This window comes from Nocardiopsis sp. iso_186 (genome assembly GCF_056173365.1).
Genome location: NZ_CM149670.1, coordinates 4,798,592 through 4,813,686 on the forward strand (window position 1 = coordinate 4,798,592; position 15,095 = coordinate 4,813,686).

A 15,095-nucleotide genomic window follows, 5' to 3' on the forward strand; every position below is an offset into this window, starting at 1 on the left:
GGCCCGAGGAGCCGACCATGACCGAGAACCGGATAACGCCTGTCTCAGGATCGTCCGAGGACCAGGACGACCAGTCCGCGCAGACCGTGCTGCGCACCGTGTCCGGCATGGCGCCCGTCGCCGCCTCGTCGGTTGACTTCTCACCCGACACCGGCACCGTTGACGTTGACCACGGCGAGGGGACGGTCACGCTGGACACCGGCGACCGCCCGGTCTTCGTTGACCCCGACACCGGGACCGTCACGGTGAACCCCGAAACGGCATCTTTCGAGGAGGCCGGGGACGCCACGGCCGCGATGGTCGAGGAGGCCGTCCGGCAACCGCTGAACAAGCAGGGCGTGGTCACCAAGGCCACGACCGGCCCGCCCGCCCAGGGCGCTCCGGGTGCCCCCGGGTCGGACGGCGGGGAGGCCCGGGAGTCCACGCTGGAGCTGCCCGTGGAGCAGGCCCCCGCGGAGACGGTGCAGGCCACCCCGGTGGACACCGCGACCCTCTTCTCCGACGCCCTGCTCCCGCGGTCGGGCACGGAACTGTCCACCCCGCTCTCGGCCGGCGAGCCGATGTCCATGACCCCGATGCTTCAGTCCGAGATGACACCGGCCGTACCGGCGGTGGAGGCCCAGCCTCTGCTCCAGGGCGTCCCGGCCGGGCAGGCGGAGTTGACCGAGGGCGTCGTCACCGACCCGGTTCCGACGGACGGCGAGCCGGTCATGGCGACCGTCTCCGTGGAGGAGGGCGAGCTGGACCCCGGAGGGTTCACAATCGACCCCGACACCGGCCTGGTCACGATCCGGCACGACGAGGGCACCGTGACCCTCGATCCCGGGGAGAGCGGGGTGGAGTTCGACAAGCAGACCGGTGAGATCGTCGTCGAGCGTGCCCCCGCCGAAGGCACCGTTCCCGCAGGGGACACCGTTCCCGCCGGCCAGATCACGGTGGACTCCGAGACCGGGCTGATCACGATCGGCTACGGGGACGGCACTCTCACCGTGGATCCGGTGACCGGCGAGGTCAGCCTCGACTCCGGCAGCTCACCGGTCTCGATCGACCCCGAGAACGGACAGCTCACCCTCGGCGACCGTGACGCGTTGGGCGACGGGAGCACCGTCCTCGGCGACGGCGAGTCCGTCGACCTCGGTGACGCGCTGGTGCACCTCGACCCGGAGACGGGCCTGATCACCGTCGAGCACGCCGGCGGCACGATCACCATCAACCCCGAGGAAGGCGCGGTCGGCGTCGAACTCGGGGACGGCCAGATCAGCATCGACCCCGAGACCGGGGCGGTCACGGTCACCCAGCCGGAACAAGCGGAGAACGTCCGCGACGAAGCGGGCGACGGCAACGGCGGGACACCGCCGTCGGAGGAGAAGGCAGGCGACCCGGACCCCGGGATCGAGCCCGTGGGGCATTCCCCGGACGCGGTTCCCAGCGGTTCACCCGGAGTGGTCCCCAGCGGCGGTCCCGGAGCGGTTCCCAGCGGCTCCACCGAGGGCAAGCCCGCCGTCCCCGCCAACGAAGAAGAGGGCAAGGGCAAAACCGACCACGAGGACAACGAAACCCCCACCACCGGCGACCACGCGGGCCCCCCGCACTCCGGCGGAGGCGGCGGCAACCCCGGCGGCGGACCCGGAGCGGTTCCCAGCGGCTCCACCGAGGGCAAGCCCGCCGTCCCCGCCAACGAAGAAGAGGGCAAGGGCAAAACCGACCACGAGGACAACGAAACCCCCACCACCGGCGACCACGCGGGCCCCCCGCACTCCGGCGGAGGCGGCGGCAACCCCGGCGGCGGACCCGGTTCGGCTCCCGGCGGCAGCCCCGGAGCGGGCGCGGGGGCGGGAGCAGGCGCCGAACGGGTCAGCACCGACCCCGACACCGGCGAGGTCACCGTCCGCTACGGCGACGACGAGGACGGCGGCGAGGTCACCCTCGATCCCGGCAACGGGACCGTGGACGTCAACCCCGACACCGGCGAGGTCGTCATCACGCCGGAGGGGGCCGAACCCGGGGACACCGACGGCCAGATCAGGGTGGACCCGGACACCGGCCTGATCAGCATCGACCATGCCAACGGCACCACGACCGTCAACCCCAAGACCGGCGAGGTCAGCCTCGACTCGGGCGACGCGCCCGTCTCGATCGACCCGGACACCGGCAGCCTGATCGTCGGGGACCCCAAGGACCTGGACAACTGGCCGCCGGAGAAGGGCGAGGGCGGCGGTACCGAGCTGGGCTCCGGTGACGCGGCCGTCCGGGTGGACCCGGAGACCGGTGAGATCACGGTCGAACGCCCCGACAGCGGTCCGGTCACCGTGGACCCCGAAGCGGGCGCGGTCGGCGTCAACCTCGGCGACGACCAGGTGACCGTCAACCCCGAGACCGGGACGGTCAACGTCACCCCGCCTGTGGCCCCGGGAGGGGCCCCCGGAGGGGCCGGTGGAGGAACCGGTGGGGACGGCCCTGGGAACGGGCCTGGAATCGACCAGGCCAACAACCCCGCCCCCTCGCCCGGCGGGGGAAACACCCCGGTGGACGAGGAAGGCGACGGCCAGGAGACGGTCGAGGGGAACAGCACCCCCGGCCAGCCGGACGGAAGCGGTCCTGGGGGCGGTGGCCCCGGGGGCGGGCCGGTCGGCGGGCCAGGAGGACGCGGCGACGAGCAGGAAGGAAGCGGGGACGGAGGAGGCGACTCCCCGGGAGGCCCGCCGGACCCGTCCTTCTCCGAATCCACGAAACCGGAAGAAGGCGGGGAGACCCCGCTCGAACCGGTGTCAGGGACGCAGACCTTCACCGAGGGCGACGGCAGCGACTCGGATTCCTCTATAGAGGACCCCGACCTCCGGGCTGGGAGAACGGAGCGGGCACCCGACGCCACAGAGACCCAGGGAAGCGAAGGCTCCTCCGGCGGGGAAGGCGGGGAGACCCCGCTCGAACCGGTGTCAGGGACGCAGACCTTCCGCGAGACGGACGAGGACGAGGACGAGGACGAAGACGAAGACGAAGACGAAGACGAGGACGAAGACGAAGACGAGGACGACAAGGACGACAAGGACGATAAAGACGATAAAGACGATAAAGACGACAAGGACGATAAAGACGACAAGGACGATAAAGACGAGGACGAAGACGGTTCCGGTGGCGGTGGCGGTGGCGGCGGCGGTGACGGCCCCGGCTCCATCAAACAGGTCAAGGTCAACTTCGCCAAGGTGAAGGAATTCCAGACCGAGTTCGTCAACAACATCGAGACGAAGGTCAACGGCATTCTGGAGAAGATCCTCAAGTACGAGAACACCAGCGCCGACCACATCCTCGTCGGCAACGGTTCCATCCTGGAAGAAGCCGCCACTCTCAAGAGCAAGGTCAACACGCGTCTCGGCGAGATCTACGCCCGGCTGACGGAGATCCGTGACGAGATGGAGACCATCTCCAACAACCTGTCGGACAGCATGACGTCGTTCATCGTGCTGGAGGGGGAGCAGGAGATCACCGCGGAGCAGCTAGCATCGATTCTCGGCACTGGGAGCCCCAGCGGGGGAAGCCCCAAGCCGCCCGGTTACGAGGACGGCGTCGTCACCCCCGAGACGCCTACACCTGCATAACCCTTGTCCACTCGACCATCGCACCGGAGCACAACGAAAGGAAACGATCCCGTGGCCACGAACAACGACGGTTTGGCCGTCTCACCGGCCGAAATGGAACGGATGGGCCAAGAGTTGCGCGCTCCCGGCGATATGATGCTCGACCTTACCGAGCAGACCAATCGGCAGGTCGAAGCCCTGGGCGAGCCGTGGGGCCGGGAAGGCGATATCGCCAAGGCGGCAAAAGAAAACCTCGTGCCGATGCTCAAGATGTTCAATGAACTCGGCCCGACCCTCGCGAAAGCGTTTTATCACGCCGCAGACGAGACCGTGAAGTCAGCGCGAATGTTCCAGGCGTCCGACGAGGCAGCCCAGGAATCCGCGCAGGACTTCCTCCGCCCCATCGGCGATTACGACAGCAACTACAACCCCAACGACCACGGCAACTACGGTGGCCGTCACGGGACGAAGTGAGTTAGCACCATGGGTATGGAGTTGCCTGACGAGCTGGTCAACCTCTTCTACGGACTGACCGGCACCAAATGGCCCGACGCCGACGAAGACAAACTCCGCGCACTCGGCGACGTCTACTCCACCACCCAATACATCCTCGAAACCGAACTCCCCGAACTCGTACTCGTCCTCAAACGAAAAGTCACCCAAACCTTCGACAGCAAATCAACCGAATACTTCGAACAATCCATCAACCAATTCACCGCAGGCGAACGCGACTACGTCGGAAAAGCCGCCGAACTCGCCAAAGACATCCAAGAATACGCACGCAACGCCGCGAACCAGGTCGAGTACGCCAAATGGATGATCATCGGCCAACTCATCCAACTCGCCATCGAAATCGCCTGGGCCATCGCCATGTCCTACTGGACATTCGGCTCCTCACTCGCCTGGATCGCGTTCTTCAAATTCATCCGACACCAAGCCATCCGACGAATCCTCAACTGGCTGGTGTGGAACCTCCTGGGCAACCTCTTCATCGCCCAACTCTTCGGCGTCACCATGGACCTGCTGATCCAACGCATCCAAATGGATCAAGGAAACCGCGACGGCTGGGACAAAGAACTCACCCGCATGGCCGCCGCCGGCGCCCTCATCGAAGGACTCATCTCCTCCGCACTCTCCACCGGCATCGACACCCTCATCTCCAAAGAACTCCGCCACCTCTTCAACAAAAACATCACCACCATCAACACCCGCAACACCCCCGACCTCAACCCCAACGACATCGGCCCACCCCCCTTCCCCACACCCAAACCCACCCCCGACCCCACCCCAACCCCAACCAACCTCGAAAAACCCGACCTCACCACCACACCCGACCCCACAAAGACCGACACACCCACCGTCACCATCAACAAACCCAACCCCGACCCCGACCTCCCACCCCCCTACACCAAAACCGACACCGACCCACCCCCACCCCCCAAAAGCGAGAAACCCGACGAAAACCCGCCCCCCTACCCCAAAAAAGACACCGACGACCTCACCACCACCCCCAAACCCAAATCCGACCACGACACCCCCACCACCGAAAAAACCACCCTCAACGAAAAACCCGCACTCAAAAACGACACCGACCCCACCCCCACACCCACCCCCAAAACCGACCAGACCCCCGACCCCGAAACCGGCGTCACCAACCAATTCAACAACGACCTCACCAGCACATTCAGCAACAACGGCAACCAATTCATCGCCCCCTGGCGCAACGACACCGGCTGGCTCGACCCCAAAACAGCCAACAAATTCCGCAACGACACCGCCGACGTCTTCGAAAAACACTTCACCACCCAACTCGGCAGAAACAACGCCCGCCAACTCGGCAGCGACTACGCCGACACCTACATCAAAAACTGGCCCACCCCCACCCTCAAAACCGACCTCGACACCCTCCTCAAAAACACCCCCCTCCCCCAAAACACCCGCAACCACCTCGCCGACACCATCCCCACCGCCCTCGCACGCTCCCTCCACGACTACGGCACCACCTGGGCCCACCGCTTCCGCGACCTCGGCGTCGTCTCCGCCTCCGGAGCCATCGAAGGCTACGTCGGAGAAGGCCTCACCAACCTCGCCTTCACCGAAGAAGGCTGGAAAGCCTCCGGCATGTCCGCCGTCGCAGGCGCCTCCACCGGAGCCCTCCAACACATCGCCACCATCGGCGGCATCACCACCATCAACGCCATCAAAAACATGGGAGACATCAACCTCACCAACGCCCCCACCCCCGAAAACACCACCACCAACAACAACACCAACACCCCCCCACCCCCCAACCCCGACAACCAGAACAACAACGCGAACGGAAACAACGACAACAACCAGAACAACAACAGGGAAAACAACCCCGAAATCACCGTCACCGGAAACAACGGCGACGCTTCACCCAACGGGAACAACCAGAACAACAACACACCGGAAATCACCATCGACGGGACGTCGAATTCCGGAAACGGGACCCGCACGCACAGCGCACCCACCCCGACTCCCGTGGAACGCTCCGATCAGCCCGTTCCCGAGACCGCGGAAACCGCTGCCCCCGGGGGAACGCCCCGGAGCAACACCCCCCTCCCGAGCAACGACGACTCGGACACGTCCGACGACTTCTCCCTCTACGACGACGTCCCCGGTCCCGCCCCCCAGGCCCCGGACGAGAACCGCTCCTGGCAGCCGCCCCCCGAGTTCGTCCTCGACCCCAAGAAGGACAACGGCTTCCTCCCCGGTCCCTTCCTGCAGTCGCTGAACAACCCCTACGCGGACACGCCCTTCCCTTTCTCCGCCCTGCCCGGGTTCAGCGCCGAACCGATCACCGTCAACGTCCTGCACGACATCACCACCACCGGCGGCGGCCTCCAGGCCCCCCTCGTCCCCCAGCAGCCCCCCGCCCCGGTCGTCCCCACCCCCCAGCAGCCCAGCACCGCCCCCGGCGGCACACAGAACCAGCAGACCTCCGGCGGCCAGCGCAGCGGGGACGGCGACCGCTCCGCCACCGCCACTCCGCCGCCCGCCGCTCCCACGAGCCCTCCCCCCGTTCCCACCGTCCAGGGGAACGCGGGCACTGACCCCTCCTCCGTCACCACCGAGGGGGGCGAGCCCCGGCCCCGCACGAGCGACGGCCCGCCCGCACAGGACCAGCGCACCGCGACGGAGAGCGGGCAGACCACCCGGAGCACCCAGGAAACCCCGGCCACCGAGGGCGGTACCACCGGCACGGAAGGGGACCGGACCGGAGCGGAGACCACCGGCACCGATCCCCAGCAGCCGGGCGACGACGGCCCGCCCGGACGGGAGTCCTCGGACTCCGACCGCACCGTCGAGTCCTCCGTCCCCCTCCCCGTGTCCCCGGAGATCCAGGCCAGAGCCGACACCCTCCAGGAACGCCGGCAAGAGGTCGAGGACCTCAACACCGCCTACGGGGAGGCCGCCGCCACGCGCGACCGCACCCAGCAGGAACTCCTCGCCGCCGCCTCAAGGGCCGACGAGTCCGCCGACGCGGCCGGCCACTCCGCCTCGGTGCGGGACCAGGCACGCACCGAGGCGGAGACGGCCCGCTCGGACTGGCAGAACCGGGTCGATCAGGCCGAGTCCCGGGTCGAGGCCGCGCAACAGCGCGCGGCGGACTCCCGGGAGAGGGCCGACGAACTCGGTCGGCAGGCCGCCGCCTCCGACCGGGTGGCCATGGACGCCCGGGAGGCACTCGCCCACGCTCCGACGGAACGCGCACGCTTGCGCGGCGAGGCCACGGCGCTGCGGGGCGAAGCCGACCAGGTGCGCGAGACCGCCTCCAGCCGTGCCCGGGAGCTGCGGGCCGAAGCCGTCCAGGTGCGCGAGGACGCCTCCAGGAACTCCCGCGAACTGCTGGCCCGAGCCGAACAGCTGGAGAACGACGCCGACCGTGCCCGGGAGCTGCGGGCCGAAGCCGACCAGGTGCGCGAAGACGCCTCCGGCCGTGCCGGGGATCTGCTGGTCGAAGCCGACCAGGTGCGCGAGGACGCCTCCAGGAACTCCCGCGAACTGCTGGCCCGAGCCGAACAGCTGGAGGACAACGCCGAAGCACTCGTCCCGAGCCTCAGCCAGGCACTCAAGGAGGCCGGCGACAAGGCGGCGGCCGACGCCCGCGACCAGCGACGGGCCGAACGCGCCGCCGACCGGGACGAACGCCGCCACAGCGACCAGCGGCGGGCCTACGCGGACACCGTCTCCCGGCGTGACCGCGAAGTGGCCGCAGCCGAGAGGAAAGCGGAGTCCGCCCAGCGGGACCTCGACCGCGACCAGCGCAACCAGAAACGCGACGAGCTCGACCTCATCACCGCCGGCCAGGCCCACAACGAGTCCTTGCAGAAGGCCGTCGAACTGGGCAGGCAGACCCTGGACGCCACCTCGCGGCTGTGGGACGCCCACCTGGACCACCTCAGGACGGTCAGCGACCACACCGAGCTGGCGGCGCAGGCGACGGGCGCACGCGCCGAGGAAGCCCGGCAACTGTCCGAGGAGAAGGGCGCCGAGGCCGAGCGGCAGCGGGAGAAGATCACCCGACTCGAACAGGAACGCGACTCCCTCCCCCAGGACGCCCCGGACCACACCGCGCAGCGCGAGCGGATCGACCAGCGGTTGGCCGAGGAGCGTGCCACCGCCGACCGTCTGGAGCAGGAACACCGGGAGCTCTCCGAGCAGAGCCGACGCGCCGAGGAGGAGAACCGGGTCCACGAGACCACGCACCGCTCGGTCATCGACGCCATCGACGACGCCACCGCCAAGAAGGAGAACACCGAGACCGAGGCCGAGCGGCACCGGAGCGCTTTCGCCGAGGACGACGGCCGGGTCAGGGCCCTCGGCGACCTCGACGGCGACCGCCGGCGGCTCTCGGAGGAGATCACCCGTCTCGAACAGGAGTCGGGCCGTACCCGCGACGACGACCGCGGTACCTACACCCGTTCCCTGGACCACCTGCTCTCCAGCGAACTCCTGGCCGACCGGCGGGTCACCCTGAACACCGACGGGGAGCAGGGACGCAGCGGCTTCCCCGCGCTGCTGGACCGGTTCGACCAGCAGCTCCCCCAAGCGTTCCGCGATGCCTTCACCACCGCCTTCACACAGGACAGGCGCCCCTTCTTCAACAGCGGCGGGCACACCGTCACGGTCGACGGGCGTTCGGCGACACTCCGGCTCACGTCCAGCGACAACCAGTGGCGCCCCCTCGCCGGAATCCCCGGGAAAAACGATCCGACCCCTGGCCTGTCCGACTCCGACTCGGCCGGGAAGACCGTCATCCACCAGGACGGCCGTACCGCGGCCACGCACCGGGGCGCGGGCGTGGTCGTCTACATCAACCCGCTCGTGCCCATCCCCACCGTGAACGTCTCCGCCGGCCCCGCGTTCCTGGTCTCCCTCCAAGCGGGCCTGGGCCTGCCGTCCTCCTCGGAGATCGTCGGCAGGGACACGGGGTCCACGAGCAAGGCCGCCGTGGGCGGACGCGCGGTGGACTACACCGCCGACCTGAGCGCGGAGCTGGTTCTCGCGCCGGAGACCACCGAGCAAGGCGCACCCTCGGAGACAACCGGCGAGGAGCGGCAGGGCGTCGGCCTGGAGACCCGCCAGACCGCGACGGTCCCCGACGGCCTGACCATGACCGTCGAACTCGGCGACCGCACCTCCACCGCCCCCGACCACATCGTCCTGAACGACCCGTTCCAGGACACGCGGACGTCGGACGGCCCCGCCGGCAACGCCGGAATCCGCCTCGGCGGAGGACACGTCGCGTCCGTCAACAACATCCGCCTCGCCCCCTCCCAGGACGGCCCGTCCGAGGCCGGGTCCGGCCGGGACCGGCCCACGATCGCGGACTGGGTGGTTGACCAGCTCAAACCGAAGCCGGAGAGCGGCAACAGACTGGCGCGCTTCACCCGGAAGGTCGTCAACCGGCTGCGGGGCAACGACTGGTCGAAGGCGTCCCACGAGATCCAGACGAAGCTGTCCACGGACTCCTTCCGCAAGAGCATGAAGACGATGACGAAGGGACCGGTCTACCTGGAGGTCGCGGACGGCACCGGCCGGGAACGCGTCATGACCGTGTGGTCGGTCCCGACCGAACTCACCCGCCTGCCCGACACGCCGGCAAGCCTGAATGTGGAAACAGGTGTGAACTCCGACAAGGAGATCGAGAACACCTTCAAGCGCAGCGATTTCTTCAACCCCGGCATCGGCTTCGGGTTCATCGCCCAGTTGTTCTCCCACCAGCTGCGCGCCGACGCGCCCATGGTTGACTACCGCCATGGCCGTGAGCGTTCCACCGGAACGGTCCAGCTGGCCAAGGGGTCGCGCAACCGGGTCACCCACTTCGACGACGCGGCGATGTACGACGTGGACCGCACCTACTACGTGCAGTTCGACGGCGAGTCCACCCCCCACCGCTTCACCGGGAGGACCACCGAGGTCCTGAGCCTGGAGGACGCGCGCCTGCTCGCCGACCCCGACGCCAACCGCGCCGACGCCGACGCACGGGCCGACCACCTCCCCCCCTACCCCCACCTGGGTCCCGACCGCCCGGAGCACTTCGGCGGCACCCCGATCCGCGGCATCAGCTGGGAGGACGGCAGCCAGTACCGGAGCACCACCGGGGCCGGGCAGAGGAGGGGGAGCACCGACCCGGCGACCGGAAACAGCCCGCTGTCCCGACGGACCACCCAGGGCACCGAGTCCTCCGGGCGGACGGACCCCTCCACCTCCGAGCAGGCACCCCCGCCCACCGGGCCTCCCCGCACGGTCGTCCAGGAGTACGCCCACCGGGTCCTCAGGGGGATCGCGCAGGAGTACCCGGGGCTGGTCATCCCCGACCTCTCCCGGCTGCCCGCCGACTACGCGCTGCGTCCCTCCACCGTTGACGAGGGCACCACCCCGTCCCGGTTCACCCGCGAGCGGCTTCTCCGTCGCAACCACGAGATCGCGCTGTACAACACCGCGCAGATCCTGGAACAGATCTCCGAGAGCAACCTGAACGGCCGCGCCGACGAGTGGGTCAACGAGGGCATCGACGTCCACCTGTTCGAGACGACCTTCGTCAACCCCGACCTGGCGAACTTCAACCCGTGGAACGCCGACAAGCAGGGGTGGATCACACCCGACATCATCACCGTCCGGCTCGGCGCCACCCCCAGCGACCGCCAGTTCGCCGGGACCGTCACCAAACACCACACGGAGACGAGCGGCGGAGGGGCCAAGGGAAACCGCAAACTGGAGGAACACGAACGCAGCCACCGCGTCCGCGCCCGGGTGCGCGCGATGTACCGGGACATGCCGGGCCGCGACGCGCGGGGGATCGCTCGCTTCCAGGCGGGCGGCGGCGGCCAGCTCCAGTACCAGTACCAGACCGCGACGGGTCTGGAGACGGAAACCAAGATGAAGAGCGCGGGGACGATCACCAACAAGGGTGACACCGACATCTGGCGCTATTCCCTCGACTTCCATGCGGAGATGGGCAAGTTCCGCAAGACCGACGACCTCCTTCCAGAGGCGCGGGAGGCCGTCGCGAAGAACCGTCCCGGATACGACGGGCACCGCGTTGACCTGCTGAAGGACACTCCGATCCAGGGGCGGATGGAGCTGGAGAGCCCCGCGCAGAACGACCCCCGGGCCGACGCACGGCACGCATTCGACCCCGACCAGGAGCAGGTTCCTGACTCCGGACGCAACTCCCCGGTGGACGACGCCGAGCCCGCCACCGTCCCGGCGGCGCGTGTGCGCGACCTGATCAACGGTGCCCGGCCGCAGGTGGGCGCCGAACAGCGGAGCCCGGAGGCGGCGGCGCTCGACTCCGTTCCCACCATCACCGACGGCATCACGACGCGGGCGGGCGGGACGACCCTGCGCCAACGCCTGTACGGCCTGCTGGCGGACGCCCCCGGCCTGCAGAACTTCCTCAAGAGCGCCGCCGGCCACGACTTCACGTTGACCCACTTCTCCTCGGAGATCCTGGGGGGGACCCGGGACGCCGGGAAGGCGGGCCCCGGGCACCGGGCGCGCAACTGGATGCGTGACTTCATGTTCAGCGGCCGGCACACGGCGGCCGTACACGCCGACCGCACCGGCGTGGTCTTCCACGACATCCTGCCCTCCGGGAAGTTCACCACCGAGTCCGCTCGCAGCAACGGCTTCGCCAGGAGCAAGGGGGCCGCACACTCCTTCGGCGGCGACCTGGAGATCCGGGGGACGATCAACGCGAACGAGCCCGCGCGGGACCTGAAGGCCGCCAACGACGGCAAGACCAGCCCCAGCACCGTGAAGGCCCCGGTCCCCCAGGTCAGCGTCAACCCGGTCAGCGGGGACAAGACGTGGTCCAAGGGCACCCTGGACATCCCGGTCTATGAGCAGAAGACGAGCTTCACCCCCCAGGGCGGGGTGCGCCCCTACACCGCCGACCTCCGGCTCACCGAGTCCACGGAGGTCCGCGACGAGTACGACTTCGTGGCCAACGTCAGCCGCCCGACACAGGACAAGCACTACCGCGGCAACCAGACCGACGCCCCCGGCGCGGAGTTCGGTTTCGCCCCCCTGCACGCCCTCTACCACGCGGGCCTGGTCAACGACGCGGTTGACCCCGCGACCGGGCAGCCCGCCGCCCAGCCCAACCCCGAACTCGGCGCGGACCGGTTCCGGGTCCGCCCCGGCTACGAGAGCCACGGGCACCACCTCAACAGCACCCCCACTCCCCCCGCCGTAGCGGCGGACTCGACGGTTGACCCCGCCACGGCCGACTCCACCGGGGTGAAGCTCGCAAACGAGCTCCGCGCCGACAAGTACGAGCTGACCGGCCAGAGCCGGGAGTCGGTGCTCGGGGAGATCTCCGCGCAGATCACGCACAGCACCGACACCCCGGGGACCGTTGACGTCAAGCTGCGTCCCGTCGGTTCCCGGATCCCCCGCCGCCTTGGCCTGACCAAGCACGGAACGGTGACGGTCGAGGCCGTGCGGGGGACCCCCACGGTCGTCCAACTGGGCGGAAACGGCAGCCTCTCGCACGAGCAGTCCGTGAGCGACGGCCGATACGTGACCGAGGGGACCTCCAGTTCGCTCGGTATGCGCGGCGAAGGCTTCCTCCACCCGCCGGGGCCCCTGCCCGACGCCGACCACGAGGGGAACTACCCCGGCCAGCTGCCGAGGCCCCGCGTGATCCACGTCAGCCCGGTCGCGGCGGGGGGAATCGGGGTCTCCAACTCGGAAAGCTCCATCACCGGCCCCACCGAGAACAGTTCGTGGACCACGAAGCTCGACGGTCCGTACGGTGTCACCGAGACCCCGACCCACATCCGACTCACCATGACCTACGGTGATCGGAGCATCACCGTGGAGGGCGACCACAACTCCGTGCAGGACGCCTTCGCCTCCTCCTACCTCGACCTGGTTGACCAGGACACCGCCTCGGACGGGGCCGAGGGAACCGGGACGCGCGACGAGGCCGACGGCACCGGGACGCGCGACGACGCGGAGGCCCCTCAGCCGGCCCCGACACCGACACCGACCAGCGTGGTCAACCCCGCCGAGGGCTGGCGCGACGACGCCGACGCGTCCACCGTGAACCGGGCAGCCCGGGTGAACAACGCACCGTTGAACATCCAGGACCAGGGTGCCGCCGTACGCGACGCCGGCTACGTGGCCCTGGCCAAGACCTACGGATGGGACCACACCGGCCCCCTCACCCCCGAGGCCGTAGCCGAGGCGAAGAAGTACGCGCTCAAGAAGGCGGAGATCGGACCGGGCAACGACACGGTCGCCGTCGCTCTCGGCGACATCCCCCTCAAGGCCTTCTTCGGCGACGCCACCGACCTCTCCAAGAGCGACGGCGCCCGCCTGGTGGACATCGACACCGCCCGCGCCTTGGACACCGCGACCACGAACTGGACCGTGAAGGCGCGCCCCGACTTCGACCGGGCGACGCTCGTCAACGTCGCCGTGGACTCCAGCATCACCGCCCCCCGGGCACAGGACGAGCTTTCCCTGAACCTGGCGTCACGGTCCTTCTCCGCCGGACTCAACTTCGGTGCCCGCCCCATCGCGTGGTTGGCGGAGAACGGCGGCGGCCCCGGGGCCCCCGCCCCCGCCGCCAATCCCGGAGGATCCGGGGTCGACAACAGCACCAGCCTGCCGGGCACCCTCTTCGTGGGAGGGCCCGTGGCCGGTGCCGACAGTGCCCAGGGCGCCATCCGCATCGACGGGACCAACGAGTCCGGGCGCCCCGTACCGGGCCCCGACACGGCCTCCAAACGGTCCTACCTGGTGGAGGTCCCCACCCACTGGCTGGTCGGCGCCGAGCAGACCGGGGCGGTCTTCGCCGGTATCGGGAAGGCGACGACCCGGGGTTCCGCCGAGACCGAGAGCACGGTCACGATGTGGCTGGACCAGGACGACGCCCGGCGTCTCGGCCTCCTCGACGGCGACCGGCTGGACGCCGGCCGCTGGGACGGCCTGGAGAAGGCCCAGCAGGACCTCGCCACCGCCGAGAAGGACTACTACGCCGAGCGGGCCCTGCTCCCGAACCTGGTCAAGGACGTCGTCGCCGATCCACGGGACACGGCTGCCCAGGACGCCTACACCGCCCAGCAGCGGAAGTACGACGACGCCAAGGCGAAATTCGAGACGGCGTTCACCACCTGGGTCGAGGCCCGCCGCGCGGCCCTCGACAGTCTCGCCCAGAGCCCCTCCCCCAGGACCGATGCCACTCCCGGCGACGACCGCCAGGGCGACGGCAGCCGGGACGGGGAGAACTCCCGGTCCCGTCCCGAGGAGCCGCCGACGCCCGAGCCCCGTCGCGAGAGCGAGGTAACACGCCGGTTCTCGGAGGCGTTGACGCCTTCGTCGGTGGACTCCGGCACCTTCGACCGGTTCGTGTCCCAGAGCCGCATCGACGCCGCCCTGACCGAATGGCAGCGGGACCCGAGCGTCCAGGCCAACATGGCCCGTGTACCGGACCCCGGCCTCGACCCCACCGGTCGGCCCGCACCCGAGAACACCACCACCCCAACCGAGCGTTCCCCCATCGAGGCCGCGAACCGCGAGGCCGCAGCGGCCCAAGCAGCCGTGATGCGCTACGAGACCACCCTGGAAAACACCCGCGCCGCACGCGAGCTTCCCCCCACCGACCTGGGCTACCTCGGCTCCCGCGTCATCGCCACACAACTGAACCTCGACGCCGCACACGCCCACACCCGCCTGGCCACCGCACGCCTGTACGACACAGACAACAGAACACGCCGCCAAGAAACCGAAAACGCCTACAACGCACTGGACGCCGCCCAAACCGACCTCGAAAACGCACACACCGCCTACCGACAAGCAGGCGGCACCTACACCGACACCACCCCCGACAACACCCTCACCCCACCCCCCAGTTGACCCACCGACACCACACCCAGCCAGACCATCAGCGGGGAAAACACCAACCAGACCGCTACGAGGGACACCCTCTCCACCGAACCGGCCACCCACCCAGGCGCCAACGACCTCCACGTCAAC

General features: G+C 69.2%; 3 protein-coding genes. All 3 read left to right on the forward strand.

Translation table 11 applies throughout. The features are described 5' to 3' along the window. Positions 1-17 precede the first annotated feature (17 nt). The 3 genes from AC0VYP_RS21050 to AC0VYP_RS21060 are packed head-to-tail and all read left to right on the forward strand — an operon-like array spanning position 18 to position 14,975. Positions 18-3,596: an NHL repeat-containing protein gene (locus AC0VYP_RS21050; protein ID WP_475471414.1), complete on the forward strand. Its 3,579-nt coding sequence runs from the start codon at positions 18-20 to the stop codon at positions 3,594-3,596. Between the two features lie 51 nt (positions 3,597-3,647). Further along, on the forward strand, positions 3,648-4,049 hold the full coding sequence (locus tag AC0VYP_RS21055) for a hypothetical protein (protein ID WP_475471416.1): 402 nt from the start codon (positions 3,648-3,650) through the stop codon (positions 4,047-4,049). 9 nt (positions 4,050-4,058) lie between these two features. Then, positions 4,059-14,975: a WXG100-like domain-containing protein gene (locus AC0VYP_RS21060; RefSeq protein WP_475471418.1), complete on the forward strand. Its 10,917-nt coding sequence runs from the start codon at positions 4,059-4,061 to the stop codon at positions 14,973-14,975. Positions 14,976-15,095: the final 120 nt, after the last annotated feature.